At 53.3% G+C, this 22461-nt stretch carries 26 protein-coding genes and 1 other annotated feature; of the genes, 8 read left to right on the top strand and 18 right to left on the bottom strand.

Translation table 11 applies throughout. The features are described from left to right. Positions 1–14: 14 nt before the first annotated feature. The 8 genes from pheS to OHJ17_RS10245 all read right to left on the bottom strand — a co-directional run bounded on the left by pheS (position 15) and on the right by OHJ17_RS10245 (position 6172). Positions 15–998: a phenylalanine--tRNA ligase subunit alpha gene (gene pheS, locus OHJ17_RS10280; protein WP_002909105.1), complete on the bottom strand. Its 984-nt coding sequence runs from the start codon at positions 996–998 to the stop codon at positions 15–17. 63 nt (positions 999–1061) lie between these two features. Further along, positions 1062–1186, bottom strand: a sequence feature (Phe leader region). Continuing rightward, positions 1137–1181 carry a pheST operon leader peptide PheM gene (pheM, locus tag OHJ17_RS10275; RefSeq protein WP_001386830.1) on the bottom strand — a complete coding sequence of 15 codons (45 nt, stop codon included), beginning with the start codon at positions 1179–1181 and terminating at the stop codon, positions 1137–1139. It overlaps the preceding feature by 45 nt. 118 nt (positions 1187–1304) lie before the next feature. Next, a complete protein-coding gene (gene rplT, locus OHJ17_RS10270; RefSeq protein ID WP_000124850.1) occupies positions 1305–1661 on the bottom strand; it encodes a 50S ribosomal protein L20 in 357 nt (118 codons plus the stop codon). A 50-nt stretch (positions 1662–1711) separates the two neighbouring features. Beyond that, the gene (gene rpmI, locus OHJ17_RS10265) at positions 1712–1909 is read right to left on the bottom strand and encodes a 50S ribosomal protein L35 (RefSeq protein ID WP_001124225.1); all 198 of its coding nucleotides are present in this window, start codon (positions 1907–1909) and stop codon (positions 1712–1714) included. Between the two features lie 92 nt (positions 1910–2001). Continuing rightward, positions 2002–2544, bottom strand: coding sequence for a translation initiation factor IF-3 (gene infC, locus OHJ17_RS10260; protein WP_004189469.1), 543 nt, complete (start codon positions 2542–2544; stop codon positions 2002–2004). Positions 2545–2547: 3 nt separating this feature from the next. Further along, positions 2548–4476 carry a threonine--tRNA ligase gene (gene thrS / locus OHJ17_RS10255; protein WP_002910026.1) on the bottom strand — a complete coding sequence of 643 codons (1929 nt, stop codon included), beginning with the start codon at positions 4474–4476 and terminating at the stop codon, positions 2548–2550. A 431-nt stretch (positions 4477–4907) separates the two neighbouring features. Beyond that, on the bottom strand, positions 4908–5141 hold the full coding sequence (locus OHJ17_RS10250; protein WP_039818253.1) for a YdgH/BhsA/McbA family protein: 234 nt from the start codon (positions 5139–5141) through the stop codon (positions 4908–4910). Positions 5142–5413: 272 nt separating this feature from the next. Continuing rightward, positions 5414–6172, bottom strand: a complete 759-nt coding sequence (locus OHJ17_RS10245) for a DUF481 domain-containing protein (RefSeq protein WP_002910030.1) — start codon at positions 6170–6172, stop codon at positions 5414–5416. A 356-nt stretch (positions 6173–6528) separates the two neighbouring features. On the opposite strand from OHJ17_RS10245, the gene pfkB reads away from it, so the two are divergent. From pfkB to OHJ17_RS10230, 3 genes are all read left to right on the top strand, one after another. After that, a complete protein-coding gene (pfkB, locus tag OHJ17_RS10240; protein ID WP_004145382.1) occupies positions 6529–7461 on the top strand; it encodes a 6-phosphofructokinase II in 933 nt (310 codons plus the stop codon). A gap of 94 nt (positions 7462–7555) precedes the next feature. Next, positions 7556–7840, top strand: a complete 285-nt coding sequence (gene ghoS, locus OHJ17_RS10235) for a type V toxin-antitoxin system endoribonuclease antitoxin GhoS (protein WP_002910033.1) — start codon at positions 7556–7558, stop codon at positions 7838–7840. 105 nt (positions 7841–7945) lie between these two features. Then, positions 7946–8818: a fructosamine kinase family protein gene (locus tag OHJ17_RS10230; RefSeq protein WP_002910036.1), complete on the top strand. Its 873-nt coding sequence runs from the start codon at positions 7946–7948 to the stop codon at positions 8816–8818. 43 nt (positions 8819–8861) lie between these two features. Here OHJ17_RS10230 and tonB read toward each other — a convergent pair whose 3' ends face one another. Continuing rightward, entirely contained in the window at positions 8862–9608 is a 747-nt protein-coding gene (gene tonB / locus OHJ17_RS10225) for a TonB system transport protein TonB (protein ID WP_004145385.1), read from the bottom strand. Between the two features lie 210 nt (positions 9609–9818). Here tonB and OHJ17_RS10220 point away from each other — a divergent pair, with 210 nt between their 5' ends. The 3 genes from OHJ17_RS10220 (at position 9819) to OHJ17_RS10210 (ending at position 11444) form a co-directional block, all read left to right on the top strand. Further along, on the top strand, positions 9819–10115 hold the full coding sequence (locus tag OHJ17_RS10220) for a YciI family protein (protein ID WP_002910042.1): 297 nt from the start codon (positions 9819–9821) through the stop codon (positions 10113–10115). 112 nt (positions 10116–10227) lie between these two features. After that, positions 10228–10368, top strand: a complete 141-nt coding sequence (locus OHJ17_RS10215; RefSeq protein WP_009485717.1) for a hypothetical protein — start codon at positions 10228–10230, stop codon at positions 10366–10368. 428 nt (positions 10369–10796) lie between these two features. Continuing rightward, on the top strand, positions 10797–11444 hold the full coding sequence (locus OHJ17_RS10210; RefSeq protein ID WP_072196945.1) for a YceI family protein: 648 nt from the start codon (positions 10797–10799) through the stop codon (positions 11442–11444). 502 nt (positions 11445–11946) lie between these two features. Here OHJ17_RS10210 and OHJ17_RS10205 read toward each other — a convergent pair. Then, entirely contained in the window at positions 11947–12120 is a 174-nt protein-coding gene (locus tag OHJ17_RS10205) for a YciY family protein (RefSeq protein WP_004194006.1), read from the bottom strand. Between the two features lie 143 nt (positions 12121–12263). On the opposite strand from OHJ17_RS10205, the gene cls reads away from it, so the two are divergent. Together cls and OHJ17_RS10195 are read left to right on the top strand one after the other, a co-directional pair. Further along, complete coding sequence (gene cls, locus OHJ17_RS10200; RefSeq protein ID WP_002910077.1) at positions 12264–13724, top strand: cardiolipin synthase; 1461 nt, start codon at positions 12264–12266, stop codon at positions 13722–13724. A gap of 34 nt (positions 13725–13758) precedes the next feature. Beyond that, positions 13759–14088: an HI1450 family dsDNA-mimic protein gene (locus tag OHJ17_RS10195; RefSeq protein WP_002910079.1), complete on the top strand. Its 330-nt coding sequence runs from the start codon at positions 13759–13761 to the stop codon at positions 14086–14088. A 62-nt stretch (positions 14089–14150) separates the two neighbouring features. Here OHJ17_RS10195 and OHJ17_RS10190 read toward each other — a convergent pair whose 3' ends face one another. From OHJ17_RS10190 to OHJ17_RS10155, 8 genes are all read right to left on the bottom strand, one after another. After that, positions 14151–14978, bottom strand: a complete 828-nt coding sequence (locus tag OHJ17_RS10190; RefSeq protein ID WP_002910080.1) for an ion transporter — start codon at positions 14976–14978, stop codon at positions 14151–14153. 54 nt (positions 14979–15032) lie between these two features. Next, positions 15033–16037 (bottom strand): murein tripeptide/oligopeptide ABC transporter ATP-binding protein OppF, encoded by a 1005-nt coding sequence (gene oppF / locus OHJ17_RS10185; protein ID WP_002910083.1) that lies wholly within the window; start codon positions 16035–16037, stop codon positions 15033–15035. After that, the gene (locus OHJ17_RS10180) at positions 16034–17047 is read right to left on the bottom strand and encodes an ABC transporter ATP-binding protein (protein ID WP_004151853.1); all 1014 of its coding nucleotides are present in this window, start codon (positions 17045–17047) and stop codon (positions 16034–16036) included. The genes oppF and OHJ17_RS10180 overlap by 4 nt, the downstream gene beginning before the upstream one ends. Before the next feature lie 11 nt (positions 17048–17058). Continuing rightward, positions 17059–17967 (bottom strand): oligopeptide ABC transporter permease OppC, encoded by a 909-nt coding sequence (oppC, locus tag OHJ17_RS10175; protein ID WP_004145396.1) that lies wholly within the window; start codon positions 17965–17967, stop codon positions 17059–17061. Between the two features lie 14 nt (positions 17968–17981). Continuing rightward, positions 17982–18902 (bottom strand): oligopeptide ABC transporter permease OppB, encoded by a 921-nt coding sequence (gene oppB, locus OHJ17_RS10170; protein WP_002910089.1) that lies wholly within the window; start codon positions 18900–18902, stop codon positions 17982–17984. Between the two features lie 85 nt (positions 18903–18987). Next, positions 18988–20622: an oligopeptide ABC transporter substrate-binding protein OppA gene (gene oppA, locus OHJ17_RS10165; protein ID WP_004148754.1), complete on the bottom strand. Its 1635-nt coding sequence runs from the start codon at positions 20620–20622 to the stop codon at positions 18988–18990. A 737-nt stretch (positions 20623–21359) separates the two neighbouring features. Next, positions 21360–22007: a YchE family NAAT transporter gene (locus OHJ17_RS10160; protein ID WP_002910095.1), complete on the bottom strand. Its 648-nt coding sequence runs from the start codon at positions 22005–22007 to the stop codon at positions 21360–21362. Positions 22008–22190: 183 nt separating this feature from the next. Then, a complete protein-coding gene (locus OHJ17_RS10155; protein WP_004145398.1) occupies positions 22191–22406 on the bottom strand; it encodes a hypothetical protein in 216 nt (71 codons plus the stop codon). Positions 22407–22461: the final 55 nt, after the last annotated feature.

Raw genomic sequence — 22461 nt, 5'->3', positions numbered from 1 at the left:
GTTCTGTCCTGCCCTTATTTAAACTGTTTGAGGAAACGCAGATCGTTTTCGAAGAACGCGCGCAGATCGGTGACGCCATAGCGCAGCATGGTCAGACGCTCCATGCCCATGCCGAAGGCGAAGCCGGAGTAGACTTCCGGATCGATACCCACGTTACGCAGCACGTTCGGGTGCACCATCCCGCAGCCCAGCACTTCCAGCCATTTGCCGTTTTTACCCATTACGTCAACTTCCGCAGACGGTTCGGTGAACGGGAAGTAGGACGGACGGAAGCGGACCTGCAGATCTTCTTCAAAGAAGTTGTTCAGGAAGTCGTGCAGCGTCCCTTTCAGGTTGGTGAAGCTGATATTTTTATCAACGATCAGACCTTCCATCTGATGGAACATCGGGGTGTGGGTCTGATCGTAGTCGTTACGATAGACGCGGCCCGGCGCGATAATACGGATAGGCGGCTGCTGGTTTTCCATGGTGCGGATCTGCACGCCGGAGGTCTGCGTACGCAGCAGGCGAGTGGCATCGAACCAGAAAGTGTCGTGGTCAGCGCGCGCCGGATGGTGACCCGGAATATTCAGCGCATCGAAGTTGTGGTAATCGTCTTCGATTTCCGGGCCCGTCGCCACGGTAAAGCCGAGCTCACCGAAGAAACTTTCAATACGGTCGATGGTGCGAGTAACCGGATGCAGGCCGCCGTTTTCAATGCGGCGACCCGGCAGCGAGACGTCAATGGTCTCTGCGGCCAGACGCGCATTCAGCGCTGCGCCTTCCAGTTCAGCTTTACGCGCGTTCAGCGCCTGCTGCACCTGCTCTTTCGCCTCGTTGATGACCGCACCGGCTGCCGGACGCTCTTCCGGCGGCAGCTCACGCAGGGTGGTCATTTGCAGGGTCAGATGCCCTTTTTTACCCAGGTATTCCACGCGGACGTTGTCCAGCGCAGCAACATCTGATGCCTCGTTAATGGCTGCCTTGGCACTGGCAACCAGCTCTGCGAGATGTGACATGGTTTTCCTCATTATGTCGGTGCAGACACCGGTTATAGTGAAATTAATATTCCGAATCCATATACGAAAAAAGCCTCCACAGGGGAGGCTTTCTGGCGCTGTTTTCCGTTTCTTCTTTCACGCGCAAGCCCCCTGAGTTCAGGTGCTAAAGTAAAAAAAGAAGCGGAAAATAGCAGCATTCATGCTTGCATTACCTTGTCTGGTAAGAAACGTCAGAGCTGTATTGAAAAGCCTGCGCCGATAAAAGTCAATGTATTGATGGTGTTGAAACGAAAAGAGGGAGACAAGCTCCCTCTTTCAACTGGCTTATGCCAGAGCTGCTTTCGCTTTTTCGACCAGAGCGGTGAACGCTACTTTGTCGAATACAGCGATGTCAGCCAGGATCTTACGGTCGATTTCAACAGAGGCTTTTTTCAGGCCATTGATGAATTTGCTGTAAGAAATACCGTTCTGACGTGCTGCTGCGTTGATACGTGCAATCCACAGTTGACGGAACTGACGTTTACGTTGACGACGGTCACGGTAAGCGTACTGACCAGCTTTGATAACAGCCTGGAAGGCAACGCGGTATACGCGAGAACGCGCACCGTAGTAGCCTTTAGCTTGTTTCAAAATTTTCTTGTGACGTGCACGTGCAATTACACCACGTTTTACGCGAGCCATGTGTGCTCTCCTGTATCTATTCTAAGTTAAAAAAGTTAAACGTTAACGACTTATGCGTACGGCAGGCACGCGATAACCAGGCCCAGATCGCCTTTGGAAACCATGGCTTTCGGACGCAGGTGACGTTTACGCTTGGTAGCTTTTTTAGTCAGAATGTGACGCAGGTTAGCGTGCTTGTGCTTAAAACCACCTTTACCGGTTTTTTTGAAGCGCTTAGCAGCACCGCGTACGGTCTTAATTTTTGGCATTTTAATAACTTCCACTTCGCATTGTTAATAAACGAAACAAAGGCGAACAAAACCAGTGAGCCGAAGCCCACCGGAAATGTTTCTTGATGGCCTTACTGTTTCTTCTTAGGAGCGAGCACCATGATCATCTGGCGGCCTTCGATCTTCGTTGGGAAGGATTCGACTACTGCCAGTTCAACCAGATCGTCTTTCACGCGGTTAAGCACTTCCATACCGATCTGCTGGTGGGCCATCTCACGACCGCGGAAACGCAGCGTGATCTTGGCCTTATCGCCATCTTCGAGAAAGCGAATCAGGCTGCGGAGTTTTACCTGATAGTCACCTTCATCAGTACCAGGGCGGAATTTAATTTCCTTAACCTGGATAACTTTCTGCTTCTTCTTCTGTTCCTTAGAAGACTTACTCTTTTCATAAAGGAACTTGCCGTAGTCCATGATACGACAAACTGGCGGCTCGGCGTTAGGGCTGATTTCAACTAAATCTACTCCAGCCTCTTCAGCCTTTTCGATAGCTTCTCTCAGACTCACAATTCCCAGCTGCTCACCTTCCAGACCTGTTAAGCGAACTTCCTGGGCGCGAATCTCGCCATTAATACGATTCGGACGTGCCGTTTGAACTCGTTTTCCGCCTTTAATACCTTATTCCTCCAGTTGTTGAAGACTGCGGCTGCGAATCTCTTGTTGCAGCTTCTCGATCACTTCATTTACGTCCATGCTGCCGAGGTCTTTCCCGCGACGGGTGCGCACGGCCACTTTGCCGGCTTCGACTTCTTTGTCGCCACAGACCAACATATACGGGACACGACGTAAAGTGTGCTCGCGGATTTTAAAGCCAATCTTCTCATTTCTCAAGTCTGCTTTTACACGAATGCCCGCATTTTGTAGTTTACGCGTCAATTCGTTAACGTATTCAGCCTGAGAATCGGTAATATTCATGACCACTACCTGCACTGGTGCAATCCAGGTTGGGAAGAAGCCTGCGAACTCTTCGGTCAGGATGCCAATGAAGCGCTCCAGAGAACCGAGAATCGCACGGTGAATCATGACCGGCACCTGACGCTCGTTGTTTTCGCCCACATAGGAGGCGCTTAAACGCTGCGGCAGAGAGAAGTCCAGCTGTACGGTACCGCACTGCCATGCACGATCGAGGCAGTCATACAGGGTAAATTCAATTTTCGGGCCGTAGAACGCCCCTTCACCGAGTTGATATTCAAATGGGATGTTATTTTCTTCCAGCGCCACCGCCAGATCCGCTTCCGCGCGATCCCAGGTCTCGTCGCTACCGATACGTTTTTCCGGGCGAGTCGACAGTTTGACGACGATCTTCTCGAAGCCAAAGGTGCTATACATATCGTAGACCATACGAATACAGGCGTTCACTTCATCGCGAACCTGATCTTCAGTACAGAAGATATGCGCATCATCCTGGGTAAAGCCGCGCACGCGCATCAGACCATGCAGCGCGCCAGACGGTTCGTTACGGTGGCAGCTACCGAATTCCGCCATACGCAGCGGCAGGTCGCGGTAGGATTTCAGCCCCTGGTTGAAGATCTGCACGTGACCCGGGCAGTTCATCGGCTTGATACAGTATTCACGGTTCTCAGAAGAGGTGGTGAACATCGCATCTTTGTAGTTGTCCCAGTGGCCGGTTTTTTCCCACAGCACACGGTCCATCATGAACGGACCTTTTACTTCCTGATACTGGTACTCTTTCAGTTTAGAACGAACAAACGTTTCCAGTTCACGGAAGATGGTCCAGCCGTCATTGTGCCAGAACACCATCCCCGGCGCCTCTTCCTGCATGTGATACAGGTCGAGCTGCTTACCGATTTTACGGTGGTCACGCTTGGCGGCTTCTTCCAGACGCTGCAGGTAGGCATTCAGCGCTTTTTTATCTGCCCACGCGGTGCCGTAGATACGCTGCAACATTTTATTGTTGCTGTCGCCACGCCAGTAGGCTCCGGCGGTTTTCATCAGCTTAAAGTGATGGCAGAAGCGCATGTTCGGTACGTGCGGACCGCGGCACATATCGATATATTCTTCATGATGATACAGGCCTGGCTTGTCATCATGGGCAATGTTTTCATCAAGAATAGAAACTTTATAGCTTTCGCCGCGTTTCACGAAGGTTTCACGCGCTTCATGCCAGCTCACTTTCTTCTTGATAACGTCGTAGTTTTTCTCGGCGAGCTCATGCATACGTTTTTCGAGCGCGTCGATATCTTCCTGGGTCAGGGTGTGGTCGAGGTCTACGTCATAGTAGAAACCATTATCGACAACCGGACCGATAGCCATTTTGGTGTTGGGCCACAGCTGTTTGATGGCATGGCCTAACAGGTGCGCGCAGGAGTGACGAATGATCTCCAGCCCTTCTTCATCTTTCGCGGTGATGATAGAGAGAGTGGAATCGGATTCGATCGGGTCACAGGCGTCTACCAGTTCACCGTTTACCCGCCCGGCAATGGTGGCTTTCGCCAGGCCTGGACCGATATCCAGCGCGACATCCATCGGACTAACTGCGTGGTCAAAATGGCGTTGGCTGCCATCAGGAAGCGTAATTACAGGCATTTTATGTCCTTATTTGCAGTGGTGCCCCGCACGAAAGAGCACATACAAAACTATATAATCATAATTATCATCAGGTTAAGGCGCAGTTCCCGCTTCACTCTGCGAAAATAGGAGCACGACCGGAACGATCGCTCCCCCCTGCAACCGCCTGCTGATAACACCGGGGAGTAGTTTACACATCATTGGTACGTGATTAAAGCCGCGACAGCATAAATGATGGCGGAATGCGGAGAAAACAAGAGGGCCACGGATAAAAAGCAGAATATAAGCGATGTGGCGCGGTAATATTGGCCAATGGCGCCGGACGATATTATTCGGACATGATAAAAGAGAGGTAGAGATATTACCTGCTGAATGTATACCGCGGGCCATTAAACCGGTACCACTTAACCCGGCTTATTAGACCGCTCGCGAAACGATAGCCTGCAATATTAAGACCACTCGCCGGCCATCAGCGTATGCACATTAAAGGCGTCGTTCATGGATTTTCCGGTGCTAGGGGCGCCGGGCGCAATATTCGAACCAGCCTCAACGTCAGTGGCTTTGGCGATACCTACCTGGGTATGATCCTGATGACCCGATGGCGGAACGGGCGTGGCGGCTGATGCGCCAAAAGAAAGCACGCACAGCGCCAGGGCTGCGATGGTATAACGATTGTTTTTCATGATGTTAATTCTCTTATTACGGAAATCAGACCGGGCAATGTCGCCCTCCGGTCAGTGCTTGTTAGTATAGATCCAGATCACATATTTGTCCGTCGAATATTTAGCTATTTGTGTCAAATAGAATGAATATTTGTCAGGCGCTCGTGAATAATGGAGAAAAAATGGAGGGCTATTTCCTTTTTACAAAAAGTAAAACGAACGGCCAGAAAAAAATAATATCACTAATTGCTAAAACCAAAACGAACAGGCCGGGGAAAACCCGGCCTGAAATATTACATCTTATACCCGAGGGAGAGCGAGGTCCGGCGATCGGTATGCTCCGGCGCGGACGCAGGCGGCTCAGAGTTCCAGGTCACGTTGTAGGCGACCTTCAGGGCGAAATGGGCGTTAATCGCCACGTTTAACGCGCTCTCTGAGTTGACCGTGGTGTCCTCGGCGCCGAACACCGATACCCCTTGCGAAAATTTGGCGTTATCGGTCATCTGCCAGGCCCATGTACCCGAAGCATAACCCAGCGGCTGGGTATCAGTATCCCCGTCGGTATATTCGTCATAGCGAACGCCAGGACCGAATTCAAACCGCAGACTGTGCACCGGCCCGTTGAGGATCTGACGACCATAGCCCGCCGTCACAACATCGCGCTGTTGATAGCCGTTGTAGCGGTCAGTTAGCCAGCTACCCTGACCAAAAACATAGTTCATATCGGTCAGGTTGTAGCGGCTACGTCCGCCGACAGCATATTTTTCTGAGGATCGCTCATCATTGGACGACGTGTTGCTGGCGTTGCCCCACAGCGACCAGGCGGTGGTATTACCATACCAGGTCAGGGTGGAATCCGCCGTCATCGAAGAGCTCTTGGTGTTGCCGGACTGCGCCAGGTAGCCTGCGTTAACCACCCCTTCGAACGGTTTTTTGGCAGCGGAAGGGTCATCCATGACGGTAAATACAGAATCATCGGCCATTGCGCCAACAGACGCAAAAAGCCCCCCCGCCAGCATAACCGCTGCGGGTACTGTCTTTAAAAGCTTCATTATAACTCTCTAAAATACATTTTTTTAGGACAGTACAAATGATGAACAGGCATAATCTCGCCGGCTCATTGAATTTAGCGTCCGTACAACATAAAAGAGACCTGAGGGTCCCGGAAACTTTCGCGAGGATCGCGGAGTGCAGGTCCTAAGAAAGGTAGCAAATTATAAAAAAGCACGAATAACATAGCAATCACTTACTCTTTCGTTTTTTGAATAAGACAGCTCCGGAAACAATCTTTATTTCATAATGAAAATAGAGGCATCTTTGCAAAACTGTCAGGAACTGGACTTTCCCTCCCCGAGTCATCGTGCCATGCTTAAATTAACGACAGTCGCCGTATTAAGGAGGAGAAGGAATGACCAAAATTTACACGCTCACGCTGGCCCCCTCGCTGGATAGCGCCACGCAAACCCCACAGATCTACCCGGAAGGCAAACTTCGCTGCAGCGCGCCGGTATTTGAACCTGGCGGCGGCGGGATCAATGTGGCCCGCGCCGTGACCTTTCTCGGCGGCAAAGCCACCGCCATTTTCCCGGTCGGTGGCGCTACCGGCGAGCATCTTGCCGCCCTGCTGGCCGATGAGCAGGTGCCGGTCGAGACCGTCGAAACCCGCGACTGGACGCGGCAAAACCTGCACGTCCACGTGGCCGCCAGCGGCGAACAGTATCGCTTCGTTATGCCCGGCGCGGCACTGACGGACGATGAATTCCGCCGTCTGGAAGAGAAGGTTCTGACTATCGAACCCGGCTCTCTGCTGGTGGTCAGCGGCAGCCTGCCGCCAGGTATTAGCGTCGATAATCTGATGCAACTGGTGAAAAATGCGCAACAGCAGGGACTGCGCTGCATCATTGACAGTTCCGGCGATGCGCTGGCCGCCGCGCTGGACGTCGGCAATATTGAGCTGGTGAAACCGAACCAGAAAGAGCTTAGCGCCCTCGTGCAGCGCGATCTCAGCCAACCCGATGACGTGCGCCTTGCCGCTCAGTCGTTGATCCAGTCCGGTAAAGTGCGCCGGGTGGTGGTCTCCCTGGGTCCGCAGGGGGCATTAGGCGTGGACGCCAGCGGCAGCGTTCAGGTAGTGCCGCCACCGATGAAAAGCCAGAGCACCGTCGGCGCTGGCGACAGCATGGTGGGCGCCATGACCTTGCGTCTGGCGGAAAACGCCAGCCTTGAAGACATGGTACGCTTTGGCGTCGCCGCCGGTAGCGCCGCGACCATCAACCAGGGCACCCGCCTCTGCTCGCGGGCCAATACGCAAAAAATCTATGATTATCTCTGCGGGCGTTGATCTTCCCTGCCCCCTCCGCGCCGGCGGAGGGGAATCACAATATAAGCAGGATGGTCTATGCTGGAAAGGCCATGCATAACAACGGGGTGTAGAGATGAGTAATGAGATTACCGCCTGGGTCGTCAGCGTGACCTTCCATGAACAGGCGCTGACGGAGATCAATGAGGTCAGCAACCATTTTACCCGTGCCGGGTTTGTACTGACGCTCAATGATGAAGAGGGCACGCCCCATGAGCTGGGTACCAACACCTTCGGCCTGCTGAGCGGCCAGACGGCCGAGGAAGTTAAGGCCCTCAGCGCTGGCCTGGCGGAAGCGGCCCTTGGCCGCCCGGCGGAAATCGCTGTGGCCACATTCGCCGAGTGGTTAAAAGCTCAATAAGTGCGTTTAGCGCAACGGAAAGCGTCAGTTGTGCGTCAGTTCCAGGTTTACCCGGTAGTAATGCGCTAACCTTATGATATGGTGGAAAACATGGGGAGAGACAGCATGTGGCAAGCAATCAGTACTCTTTTACGCGATTGGCATACCGAAGACGCTGAAATCGAACTGAAAACCGAGCTGCCCGGTGGAGAGATCCATTCCGCCTGGCATTTACGCTTCGGCGGGAAAGATTACTTCGTGAAATGCGACGAACGGGAACTTCTGCCTATCTTCACCGCCGAGTCCGATCAGCTGGAGCTGCTGTCGCGAAGCAAAACCGTTCGCGTACCGCAGGTCTTTGCCGTCGGCAGCGATCGCGACTATAGCTTCGTGGTCATGGAGTACCTCCCTCCCCGTCCGCTGGATGCGCACAATGCGTTTCTGCTTGGCCAGCAGCTAGCCCACCTCCATCAGTGGAGCGATCAGCCGCAGTTCGGTCTGGATTTTGATAACGATCTTTCCACCACGCCGCAGCCCAACGCCTGGCAGCGTCGCTGGTCGGTTTTTTTTGCCGAGCAGCGTATCGGCTGGCAGCTGGAGCTCGCGGCGGAGAAGGGATTGCACTTTGGCGATATCGATACCTTAGTCGATATGGTACAGCAGCGACTGGCCAACCATCAGCCGCAGCCTTCGCTGCTGCACGGGGATCTGTGGTCCGGCAACTGCGCCTTAGGGCCGGATGGCCCCTATATATTCGATCCCGCCTGCTACTGGGGCGACCGCGAGTGCGATTTAGCCATGCTGCCGATGCATCCGGAACAGCCCCCGCAAATCTATGACGGCTATCAGTCCGTTTCGCCTCTGCCGTCGGGTTTTCTCGATCGTCAGCCGATTTATCAGCTTTATACTCTGCTGAACAGAGCGATTTTGTTTGGCGGCCAGCACCTGGTAACGGCCCAGCAGGCGCTGGATGATGTATTGATGGAGAAAATGCGTTAAACAAGCTTCACGGCGGACCTTGCCGGTCCGCCGCAGCGTTTTATCAGTTAATCTCGACGCCGTTCAGGCGGAATTTGATGGTCATCGTTACGCCGGTACCCGGTCTTCCCTGCTGATAACGCCATCTGCGCATCGCGCTTTTCACCTCGCGTTCGAACATATTCGCCGGCTGAGCAGAGAGGATCTGCAGATTATCAATGCGGCCATCAGGCGAAACGTCAAACTTCACCCGTACCGTCCCTTCAATGCGCAGCGCCTGAGCGCGCGCCGGATAGGACGGCTGAACGCGGCTGATCGCCCGCGGGCCGCTCGGAGCAGTAACGGTGGGTTTAGCCGCTGCTGTCGAGGTGCTTGGCGCTGTACGCGCCGGCGCCGTATTGTTGTTTTCAAACGGCGAGGCCGGACGCGGCTCTGCAGCCGGCTTCACTTCCCGCTTCGGCTGTTCAACCTTTTTCTCCGGCTTAGGCTTGGGTTTAGGTTTGGGCTTCGGCTTAGGTTCCGGTTTATGGATCACCACCGGCGCCTCTTTCGGCGGTTCAGGCACTACCTCTGGCTCCGGCTCAGGTTCGGGTTCAACAACGGGCTCCACGACAGGCTGCGCCGCCGGAGGCGGCTCAAGATCGGCCGGCGCCACCATTGTGATCTCTATCGGCTGCGTCGGAGAAGGCTGTTCAATAACCTGATGTACCGAGGTATAAAGCAGCCCCGCCACAACGGCACCGTGGATAGCCACGGACAGCAGCGTTGGCCACGGAAAGCGGCGAGGTAAATCAAGGGTCATTGCGCTCATAGTCGTTTCTGTTGAAAAATGATGCTCCGATTTTAAATGCAAATAGCAATCATATTCAATAAGGCGTCTTAACCTGAGTCAATTTTTGCCGCCATTTGCAGAAAAAAGCTGCGTCGGCAGTGCTTTCCACTCCAGAGCGCATCTTTGCATTGCAGTCCATCGCTGTTTAACTTAACGTAATTCGCCTGATTATTGATAAGGAGCTTTGCCGTGCTTTACGTTATCTACGCTGAAGATATCGCCGATTCTCTGGAAAAGCGGCTGTCGGTTCGCCCCGCGCATCTCGCGCGTTTACAACTCTTACACGATGAAGGCCGACTGCTTACCGCCGGGCCAATGCCGGCCGTTGACAGTAACGAACCGGGCGCAGCAGGATTCAGCGGCTCAACGGTGATTGCCGAGTTTGAATCGCTGGAAGCGGCCCAGGCCTGGGCCAATGACGATCCGTATATCGCCGCCGGGGTTTACCGCCAGGTCTCAGTTAAGCCGTATAAGAAGGTTTTTTGAAAATACCCTTTCCTTTTTCTGGCTAACCACAAAAACACCCGGGTCATCAGAATGAAGGGCGCATTTTGGTACACGACATTGAAGTGTCGCCCTTTTTAACCTCGCGAAAGCGTTGACTGTTATCCGCCTGAGAAGCCTGGAAGATGAGCACGCACTTTCTCCTGCTACCCCATCATCGACCATCGCCTCGCTTTTTTCGACAATGGAAAATGCTGACAAAACATCGACGCCGCGCGTGATAGTGAATTACTAATACCTTGTGTAAGGCTGTTAAGGAGGATCGCGTTGTTATTTAGCGCTTGCATTTAATGTCAGCACATCCTGATATAGCCCTATAAATCTACAATGCAATAGAAAGAAAAAAATAACTGAAAGATAGTTGCTTAACGACAGATATGAAAGCCTGAAAAAAAATATTATTGGGCATCCACTGCGGATGCCGCGGAACCGAACGTAGCCCATCTTGCTATATTCGGGACCGTAGCCGCTTGAAAGCACGTGGAAATAACCCCCCTGTAGACAAAGGTTTACCTGGCAGGCATAAAGGGGTATTAACTACGCTGCCAGCGTTAAGTTGCTGAGCATCATTTTTAAAGCCTATTAATTTCGTTGCGTAAACTTCACGCAGAGTGATAGTAGGGGCATCACTGCTTGATTAAAAAATTTGAAAGGGAATAACAAATGTTTTCAATAAGCCCTGTATTTTTTTGGGCTAACATTTATGTACCTGCCGATTTTGAGGATTATTGTGTGAATACCCTGAAAAAAACCGCATTGCTTTCTGTACTTGCCTTATATATTCCTGTGTCGCAAGCCGCGGCTAAGGAATACAGTCTTGATCCACAGCATACCTCGGTTGTGATCTCCTGGAACCATTTCGGCTTCTCAAACCCTACCGCCTATATCTCTGATGTTTCAGGGAAACTGGCCTTTGATAAAGAGAATCCGGAGAAATCCTCGGTGAACGTCACGCTGCCAGTGAAAACCATTGACGCTCACGTCAAGGCGTTAACGGATGAGTTTTTAGGCAAAGAGTATTTTGATGTTAAAACGTTTCCCAACGCCACTTTCCAGAGTACCAAAGTGGAAAGCAAAGGCGACAATAAATATGATGTGGAAGGTAATTTGACCATTAAAGGCATCACCAAACCGGTGGTCCTGCATGCCGTCCTGAATAAGCAGGATATGCACCCAATGGTGAAAAAAGAGGCCATTGGATTTGATGCCACCGGGGTGATAAAACGTTCAGACTTTAAGCTTGATAAATATGTGCCGGCGGTAAGTGATAACGTCACCATCACGTTATCCACGGAAGCCTATGCAAAATAAGTAAAAGCTGGCGCAACGATTGCGTTTTATTCAGGATGCTTATTGCATGGCCTCTCTGGATAATATAACAGGCTCAGATTATTCATGGTCAGGATCGGTCGGTTCATTGAGCTTCAACGCGCTGGACCGCTTAATAACCCCCTTGCCTGTCTGAGTCTGTTTTCTCATTCCCTCAGTTCCCGCCTGGTTACCGCAGCTGGCCGGTCATATCATTAAGCATTTAACAACGCCATGCCCTTCCTGAGCGGCAATAAACCCTGAGCGGCAATAAATGCTATCTGACGGTTAATTCCTGTCGCGCCGCAAACGACTTGGCTCTGGATCTTGTCGTCCGTCATTACAAGCCAGGCGTAGCATCTCTTTTTCACTGAGGCGGGAGCTCTGTTTTGTCGTCGCATCGCAGCAAGAAAAACCATCATTGCCCTATGGAGATGTGCAACGGGAATTTAGCGCAGAGAGAAAACGACAACGGCACCGCGTACGGTGCCGTTTGCCTGCTCGCTTAGCTGTCAGGGAAGATAAACAGCAGGGCATGACGCTGCCGTTTCACCAGCCCCTTCCTGATAGCGAGGATCCGCATATTGCGGCGCGATTGGGCTTCCAGCCAGCGCGCTTTACGGCGATTCACCTGTCTCAGCATGCGCCAGCGCCCTACTTCCGTTCTACTACGCTTCATTGCAACGACTCTACGAGTGAAAACAGCCCCCATTATAAACCTCTGCCAGCAACTGACTACCGCTTTCGCTGCGTTTTTATTTGCCAGAAAAATACTGATGCGTAAACTCATCACATATCGTCATTCAAAAGGATTTTACATCTATGACAACCTTTTACACGGTGGTGAACTGGCTGGTCATTCTGGGGTACTGGCTGTTGATCGCCGGTGTAACATTACGAATTCTAATGAAACGCCGCGCTGTCCCGTCCGCCATGGCATGGTTGCTGATCATTTATATCCTGCCGCTGGTGGGGATCATCGCCTATCTCTCCTTTGGCGAGCTGCATCTCGGCAAGCGTCGGGCCGAGCGCGCCAGGGCGATGTGGCCCTCGACGGCCAAGTGGTTAAACGACCTCAAAGCCTGCAAACATATCTTCGCGGAAGATAACAGCCCGGTGGCCGAATCCCTGTTCAAGCTGTGCGAACGGCGTCAGGGCATTGGCGGCGTAAAAGGCAACCAGCTACAGCTGCTGACGGAATCTGACGACGTGATGCAGGCCCTGATCCGCGATATTCAGCTGGCCCGTCACAACATAGAGATGGTCTTTTATATCTGGCAGCCCGGCGGCATGGCCGACAGCGTCGCTGAATCGCTGATGGCCGCCGCTCGCCGCGGGGTTCACTGTCGGCTAATGCTCGACTCCGCGGGCAGCGTGGCCTTTTTCCGCAGCCCATGGGCGGCGATGATGCGTAACGCCGGTATTGAAGTCGTCGAAGCTCTTAAGGTTAACCTGATGCGCGTGTTCCTGCGCCGGATGGACCTGCGTCAGCATCGTAAAATGGTGATGATCGATAACTATATCGCCTACACCGGCAGCATGAATATGGTCGATCCGCGCTACTTTAAACAGGACTCAGGAGTCGGACAGTGGATTGATCTGATGGCGCGAATGGAAGGCCCGGTGGCGACCTCGATGGGCATCGTCTACTCCTGCGACTGGGAAATAGAGACCGGCAAGCGCATTCTGCCGCCGCCCCCGGACGTCAATATCATGCCGTTCGAAGAGGCCAGCGGACATACTATTCACACGATCGCCTCCGGACCGGGCTTTCCGGAAGATCTGATTCATCAGGCTCTCCTCACCGCCGCCTATGCGGCGAAAGAGCATCTGATCATGACCACCCCCTACTTCGTACCCAGCGACGACCTGCTGCATGCGATCTGTACCGCCGCCCAGCGCGGCGTTGACGTGAGCATTATTTTACCGCGCAAGAACGATTCGCTGCTGGTAGGCTGGGCCAGCCGGGCCTTCTTCACCGAGCTGCTGGCGGCCGGGGTCAAAATCTATCAGTTTGAGGGCGGACTGTTGCATACCAAGAGCGTGCTGGTCGATGGCGAGCTAAGTCTGGTGGGGACCGTCAACCTGGATATGCGCAGCCTGTGGCTCAACTTCGAGATTACCCTGGTCATCGATGACGCCGGTTTTGGCAGCGATCTGGCGGCGGTTCAGGATGATTATATCTCTCGCTCGCGCCTGCTGGATGCCCGTCTCTGGTTAAAACGTCCGCTGTGGCAGCGGATCGCCGAGCGACTGTTTTACTTCTTCAGCCCGTTGCTGTAAAACGTGCCCATCAGATACCGAATGAGTAGCAATCATGGATATGGATTTAAACAACCGCCTGACCGAAGACGAAACGCTCGAGCAGGCTTACGATATCTTCCTCGAACTGGCGGCCGACAACCTCGACCCGGCGGACATCATTCTGTTTAACCTGCAGTTTGAGGAGCGCGGCGGCGCCGAACTGTTCGACCCTTCGGCAGACTGGGAAGAGCATGTGGATTACGATCTCAACCCGGATTTCTTCGCCGAAGTGGTGATTGGTCTGGCGGATACCGACGGCGGGGAAATCAATGATATCTTCGCCCGCGTTCTGCTGTGCCGCGAGAAAGATCATAAGCTGTGCCATATTCTGTGGCGTGAATAACCTTTAACATCCAGTAAAAAGCCTGCCGCGGTTCTCCCGGCAGGCTTTTTTATGTCGCCAGCTTACTTCGGCAAGGCATGACCGCAGGCATGGCAGAAACGGGCGTTATCGTCATGGTCGCCCTGCTGACACTGCGGACACAGGCGCTGCTGTCGTCGACGATTCAGGGCGCTGGTCATATGCGTGGTGATAAGTCCGGTCGGTATGGCAATAATGGAGTAGCCGATCAGGATAAGAATGGAGGCCAGGATGCGACCCAACGGCGTGTGCGGCGTGATGTCTCCGTAGCCGACGGTGGTGATGGTCACGATGGCCCAATAGACCGAGGCGTTAAGCGTGGTGAAGCCGTATTCCGGCCCCTCAATCAGATACATTAACGAGCCGAAAATCACCATCACAATGGCGATAAACGAATAAAACAGGATCAGCTGATGGCGCGCGCTGACAATCGCTCGCCAGAATACGTTGAGCGAAGGCATAAAGCGCAGTAGTTTGAGAATACGCAGCGCGCGGATCGCCCGCATTGCCCGCCAGGCGAATACATAATTGAGGCTAATTTCCGGCCATAGCCACATCACATACAGCGGTAAAATCGTCGCCAGGTCAATCAGGCCCCAAAAGCTGAAAATATAGTGGAGTGGATTGGGCCAGGTAGCGATACGCAGCAGGTATTCCAGGGTAAAGACCGCGGTCACCAGCAGCTCCAGCCAGACGAAAATATGCCATTCATCTAATGTCAGGTGATATTGCGTGCCCAGTCCCGACTCGATAAATATCACCAGTACGCTGAGCAGGGCGAAAAGTCCGCACAGCCCTTCAAAGCGGCGGCCGGAACGTCGGTTCTGATCGAAAAGTAAATGATAAAGCCGCAGACGAGCGGCAGAAAGCATACCCACTTCGTTAACCTCGCAAAAAAAAGGGCTGACCTGCGTCAGCCCCTGAGATTATAACGGGTCTACCTTAAGGCAGGAAACCGCATGGCGGAAACTGCCTTCCAGCACCGGGCGGGTTTTGGCGCACTCCGGTCCGGCAAGCGGACAGCGGGTGCGGAATACGCAGCCTGAGGGCGGATTAATCGGCGAGGGTAATTCGCCTTCCAGCAGTTGGATAGTTTTCGTTTTCTCGAGATCAGGATCGGGGATCGGCACCGCCGACATCAGCGCTTTGGTATAGGGATGCAGCGGATTATGGTACACCTCGTCGTAGGTCCCCAGCTCCACCGCATGGCCCAGATACATTACCAGAACCCGATCGGAGATATGCTTAACCACCGCCAGATCGTGAGCGATAAATATCAGCGATAGCCCCATCTCACGCTGCAGTTGCTGCAGCAGGTTGACGACCTGCGCCTGAATCGACACGTCAAGCGCGGAGACCGGCTCATCGCAGATAATCAGCTTTGGCTCAAGGATCAGCGCCCGCGCGATGCCGATACGCTGACACTGACCGCCGGAGAACTCGTGCGGATAGCGGTTGATCAGGTTGGGCAGCAATCCAACTTTCATCATCATCGCTTTGACGCGATCGCGCACTTCCTGACGGGGCATCTTCGGATGATAGGTACGCAGCGGTTCGGCGATAATTTCTCCGATGGTCATGCGCGGGTTCAGCGAGGCCAGCGGATCCTGGAAGATCATCTGGATATCGCTGCGCACGTCGCGCCACTCTTCCTGCTTCATGCCCAGCAGATCTTTACCCAGCCAGGCCACTTTGCCATCGGTCGCTTTCACCAGACCAATAATGGCGCGGGCGAAGGTCGATTTGCCGCAGCCCGACTCCCCTACCACACCGAGGGTTTCACCCTCGTAAAGGCGCAGCGTCACGCCATCCACCGCTTTCAGCGTTTTCGACGGCTGCCAGAACCACTGCTTGCCATCTTTGATATCGAAGTGCACCTTCAGGTCGGCAATTTCGAGCAGGACTTTTCGTTGTTCAGTTACGGCGTTCATAGCAGATCCCCCACCGGTTTAAAGCAGGCGCGCAGGCGGCCTGGCGCGAACGATTCCAGCGGCGGCGCGCTGCTGCACTGCTCCATGGCATGCGGGCAACGCGGCTGGAATGGACAGCCTTTTGGCAATCGCAGCAGGTTCGGTGGGTTGCCGGGAATGGTCAACAACGCATCGCCTTCCGCATCCAGACGTGGAACCGCATTCAACAGCCCAATAGAGTATGGGTGCGACGGTTGATAGAAGACATCGCGCGCCTGACCGTACTCCATGGTGCGCCCGGCGTACATCACCAGCACTTTATCGCAGATACCTGCCACCACCCCAAGGTCGTGGGTGATCATGATAATGGCCGTGTTGAATTCGCGTTTAAGCTCATTCAACAGCGTCATGATCTGCGCCTGCACGGTAACGTCCAGGGCAGTGGTCGGTTCATCCGCAATCAGCAGCCGGGGCCGGCACAGCAGCGCCATGGCAATCATCACGCGCTGACGCATGCCCCCGGAGAACTCGTGCGGGAACATTTTCATGCGCTTACGCGCTTCCGGCATTTTTACCGCGTCGAGCATCTTCACCGACTCTTCAAACGCTTCGGCTTTACTCAGCCCTTTATGCAGCATCAGGACTTCCATTAACTGCTCGCCCACCCGCATATAGGGGTTAAGAGAGGTCATCGGATCCTGGAAAATCATTGAGATTTGTTCAGCGCGCAGTTTGTTCAGCTCACGCTCGGGCAAATTGAGGATTTGCCGACCGTTAAAGGTGGCGGAACCCCCGATTCGACCGTTGGCCGCCAGCAGTCCCATCAGGGCGAAGGCGGTTTGCGATTTACCGGAGCCGGATTCGCCCACAATGCCGAGCGTCTCGCCCGCCTGCAGGGTGAAGTTCAGATCATTGACGGCGGTGACGTCGCCATCCGGCGTTTTAAAGGTGACGCGAAGATCTTTCACGTCCAGCAGTAGCCCGCTGTGGCTCTGCGCTTGCGGCGCTTTTGCCGTTTCAATCATGGTCATGGCAGCGCTCCTTAGCGGTCTTTCGGGTCGAGGGCATCACGCAGACCATCGCCGATAAAGTTGAAACAGAACAGGGTCACCACCAGGAAACCCGCCGGGAACAACAGTAGCCAGGGCGAAACTTCCATTGAGTTGGCGCCATCGCTGAGCAATGCCCCCCAGCTGCTGAGCGGCTCCTGCGTCCCCAGTCCCAGGAAACTGAGGAAGGATTCGAAGAGGATCATGCTGGGGACCAGCAGCGAGGCATACACCACCACCACCCCCAGCACGTTGGGGACGATATGGCGCAGCACGATGCTCGCCGTCGAGACCCCGCCGACCTGCGCGGCTTCGATAAACTCTTTGCGCTTCAGGCTCAGCGTCTGCCCGCGCACGATACGCGCCATATCCAGCCAGGACACCATGCCAATGGCGACAAAGATCAGCAGGATATTCTGACCAAAAAAGGTCACCAGCAGGATGACGAAGAACATAAACGGGAAGGAGTTGAGGATCTCCAGCAGACGCATCATCACCGAATCCACTTTGCCGCCGAGATAACCGGAGAGCGAACCGTACAGCGTGCCGAGGATCACCGCCACCAGCGCCGCCGCCACCCCGACCATCAGCGAAATGCGCCCGCCGATCGCTACGCGCACCAGCAGATCGCGCCCGGAGGAGTCGGTTCCGAAGTAGTGGCCGGAGGCCATATCCGGGGCATTGGACATCATGCCCCAGTCGGTATCGAAGTAGGAGAACGACGATACCATCGGCGCGAAGGTAACGAACAGCGCAATAAGCACCAGCATAATCAGGCTGGTCACCGCGGCGCGGTTATGCATAAAGCGGCGACGCGCGTCCTGCCAGAGGCTACGCCCCTCCACTTCCAGCTTCTCACTGAAGTTTTCCAGCGCCTCGCTATTTTTCTTACTTAACATCATGGCGAACTCCGGCTTCAGTAGCGAATCTTCGGATCGATAACGGCGTACAGCACGTCAACGATGGCGTTGAACAGGATAGTCAGGGCGCCAACGAGGATCGTCAGGCTGAGCACCAGCGAATAGTCGCGGTTAAGCGCCCCGTTAACGAACAGCTGGCCGATCCCCGGCAGGCCGTAAATGGTTTCAATGACCATTGAGCCGGTGATGATGCCCACGAAAGCTGGCCCCATATAGGAGAGCACCGGCAGCAGCGCCGGCTTCAGCGCATGGCGCAGAATAATGCGACGCATCGGCAGCCCCTTCGCCCGCGCGGTGCGGATAAAGTTAGAGTGCAGCACTTCAATCATTGAGCCGCGGGTGATACGCGCGATGCTGGCGATATAGGCCAGGGAAAGCGCCACCATCGGCAGGATCATAAATTTCAGCGCCCCGCCGTTCCAGCCGCCGCCCGGCAGCCAGTGCAGGGTAATGGCAAAGATCATCACCAGCAGCGGCGCGACCACAAAGCTCGGAATAACCACGCCGGTCATGGCTACCCCCATCACCGCGTAGTCCCAGCGGGTATTTTGCTTCAGGGCGGCTATCACCCCGGCGGCAACGCCGATCACCACCGCCAGTAAAAAGGCGGCGAAGCCCAGTTTCGCTGAAACCGGGAAGCTGGCGGCCACCAGATCGTTGACGGAATAATCTTTGTATTTAAAAGAGGGACCAAAATCGCCATGCGCCAGCTGCTTCAGATAATTGAAGTACTGCGTCATGATGGGGTCGTTTAAATGGTATTTTGCTTCAATATTCGCCATGACTTCCGGCGGTAGCGTGCGTTCCCCGGTAAAAGGACTTCCCGGCGCCAGACGCATCATGAAGAATGAGATGGTGATAAGAATAAATAGCGTCGGAATCGCTTCCAGACAGCGACGTAAGATAAATTTTAACATTGCCCGTACCTTCTGGCGTGTGCCTTTGCACTGCTCTCAAATAAGACACGATGGAGCGAGCCGAGACCCGCTCCACGTATTGCCATTAATGTTTGATAACGTAGAGGTCTTTGGTATAGACGTTATCCATCGGGTCTTTACCGGTATAGCCACCGACCCACGGTTTCACCAGGCGGGCGTTAACGTAGTAATAAACCGGTACGATCGCGCTGTCTTTGTCCAGCTGCTGCTCTGCTTTCGCATAGGCCGCCGTGCGCTGCGCTTCATCGGATGCTTTTACGGATTCAGCCATAATCTTGTCGAACGCCGGGCTCTTATAGTGCGCGGTGTTCATTGAACTGTCAGAGAGCATGGTGTTCAGGAAAGAGGTTGGCTCGTTATAGTCGGCGCACCAGCCCGCACGCGCCACGTCATAGGTGCCCTGATGACGGGTATCGAGGAACGTTTTCCACTCCTGGTTGACCAGCTTCACGTCAATGCCCAGGTTTTTACGCCACAGCGAGGCGGCGGCAATCGCCAGCTTCTTGTGCAAATCAGAGGTGTTATACAGCAGGTTGAAGGTCAACGGTTTATCGGCGCTATAGCCGGCTTCGGCCAGCAGTTTTTTCGCTTCTTCGTTGCGTTTTTCCTGCGACCAGGTAAACCATTCCGGCTCGCTCAGCTTCGCGCCATCGGTATACGGTGGGGTGTAGCCGTAGGCCGGCAGATCGCCCTGTCCTTTCACCTTATTAGCAATAATATCGCGATCCAGACCCAGCTTCAGCGCGGTACGCACGCGCACGTCGGTGAACGGGGCCTTCTGGTTGTTGATTTCGTAATAATAGGTACACAGATAGGGGTCAACGTGCAGCTCGTTGGGGATCTCTTTTTTCAGCTTCTGGAAGAGTTCGATCGGCAGTTGGTTATAAGTCATGTCCAGTTCACCGCTGCGGTAGCGGTTAACATAGGTCACTTCGGAAGAGGTCGGCAGCCAGGTAACGGTGTTAATGACGGTTTTAGCATTATCCCAATAGTGCGGGTTACGCTCCATCACGATCCGCTCGTTGACCACCCAGTCTTTCAGAGTATACGCGCCGTTGGTAACGATATTGCCAGGCTGCGTCCACTTTTCGCCAAATTTTTCGATGGCCGGTTTGTAGACGGGAGACATCGCCGGGTTAACCAGCAGTTTATAAAAATAGGGTACCGGTTCGCTGAGGGTGACTTCCAGCGTGTGGTCGTCAATGGCTTTTACGCCCAGCTCGCTCGGCGCTTTCTTGCCGTCAATGATTTCGTCGACGTTAACTATATGACCATATTGCGGATAGCTGGCATAAGGAGAAGCTGTTTTCGGATCTACCAGACGCTGCCAGCTGTATACGAAGTCCTGGGCGGTAACCGGCTCGCCGTTAGACCATTTTGCATCTTTACGCAGATGGAAGGTCCAGACTTTAAAATCTTTATTATCCCAGCTCTCCGCCACGCCAGGGATCGGGTGGCCATCTTTCGGCGAAGTATTCAGCAAACCTTCGAACAGGTCGCGGCTAATATTGGCCTCTGGCACCCCTTCGATTTTATTTGGGTCCAGCGATTGCGGCTCGGCGCCGCTATTACGTACCAGGGTTTGCTTCTCTGCCAGCTGCACTCCAGCCGGGACATCCGCTGCCATTGCCATATTGCCGGCGATCAGTGCGGATAGCACTCCCGCGGCGATTAAACGCTTTTTAGTGATGATGGTCATTGTGTTGTAACTCCAGTCATTATAATTACTGGTTTTTTAACCAGCCTGTTTTTCCCGTTTTCGGGTTCTGTCCAACGCAGGAGTTTGCGATTGGCAGATTGCTATCACCGACTTATTTATTACGACCGCTCGAACGGCAGTCTTAACGTCGATTCGTTGCCCTCGCTGGAGGGTCGTTCTGGCGAAATGAGTTAATTAAAAATAATTCTCATTTGCGTACATAATTCAGCAGACGATAACGGCGGAAAGTACCAAAAGGTAAACACCTCCGCCAATGCAATTTGCAAATATGTTACCGAATTCTCTTTTATTGCCGGTTTTGCCAGCGTGACAAGCGTTTGCCATAAAACGTCGATGTAAAAATATTATTATTTATCAGAGCATTACGATAATTTCATCAGCCAGCATACTGAGCAGCGACCACAAGATGGTTTTTTGTACAAAAATTTAACAATAGATTACTTTTTAGCACATTCATCTGCCGCCTTGTTAAAATTACTAATATCATTTCGATGATCCGACAGCAAGTACCAGAGAATGATGTGAAGAAAATAACATCACAGGAGGGGGAGGCGTGAGGAGAATGTTAAGAGAAATATTTCATATCTTAATGAAAAACATGAAATTAATAGCGATATCGCAAAATATTATTCCTACCGCCAGCTCCGCGCTGGCTAATAGGTTTTGCTAATAATCGCGCAGGCGTGAAGCGAGACTCCCCGCCTGCTGGCGACGAACTAACTCAGCAGCCCTGGGAAAAGCGCTTTAATCCCGGTCACAATAAACTCAATGCCGAGGGCCATCAGCAACAGGCCCATAATACGGGTGATGACGTTGATTCCCGTCTGCCCCAGCAAACGGACCAGCCACGGCGCCATACGGAAAATCCCCCAGCAGCAGAGGGCAAATACCGCTATCGCCAGTGAGAACCCGACCAGATGCACCCAGGAGTGGTACCGGGTCCCCCAGACGATAGTTGAACTGATTGCCCCTGGCCCGGCCATTAATGGTAGCGCGAGAGGAACGACGCCGATGCTCTCCCGGACCGCCGTCTCCGACTTTTCCTGCTTGTTCTGCTTATCTTCGCCGAGCTTACCGCTGATCATCGACATCGCGATGGTCACCACCAGGATGCCGCCGGCGATACGGAAGGAGTCAATGGAGATACCGAAAATCTGCAGAATGCCATCGCCGAGGAACAGCGACGTCAGGAGGATGATCGCCACCGACAGGTTGGCGGTGAGGTTGGTCTTATTACGCACCGCAGCCGGCTGATAGCTGGTCATACTGATGAATACCGGAATAATGCCAACCGGGTTAACCAGGGCAAATAAGCCGATGAAAAACTTGAAATATGCAGAAAAATCGAACAGTGATTGAGTCACATTGGGCTCCGCAGCATCATCAAAATTGGCGGTTGACTGTTAACAGCATAAAATAACTGCGCGAAACATACGCTTTTTACCTGCAATATTCATTATAAATATGCATAACCCGGTGATATGTATCGAATGTTAGCCATTTGTATATTTAATGCTAATCGTTTTTTTAATTTCAAAACCCTCCCATCACACTTGATCGAACCGGTCAAAAAGCAGCCAGCTGAAAGGTATCAGCAGCGACAATACTTGATCTAAATCACGTAATTTGTACTCAGAAGTGAGTAATCTTGATGACACCAACAGAGTGGAAGGCAGCAGTACCTGAAAGCGAAAGAGATAAAGCTTTTTTAGTAAATCGGTGAAACAGCGCCCTGATTTTTCTACATAAACATTTACATGCAAGCTGTTAACGGCCTGTCTATAATGTCGAATCGAGCGACTGATTTACTAAAAAAGT

This window comes from Klebsiella sp. KP20-425-1 (assembly GCF_025813515.1).
Taxonomy (GTDB): Bacteria; Pseudomonadota; Gammaproteobacteria; order Enterobacterales; family Enterobacteriaceae; genus Klebsiella; species Klebsiella pneumoniae.
This window is presented reverse-complemented; position numbering and strand designations above follow the sequence as displayed.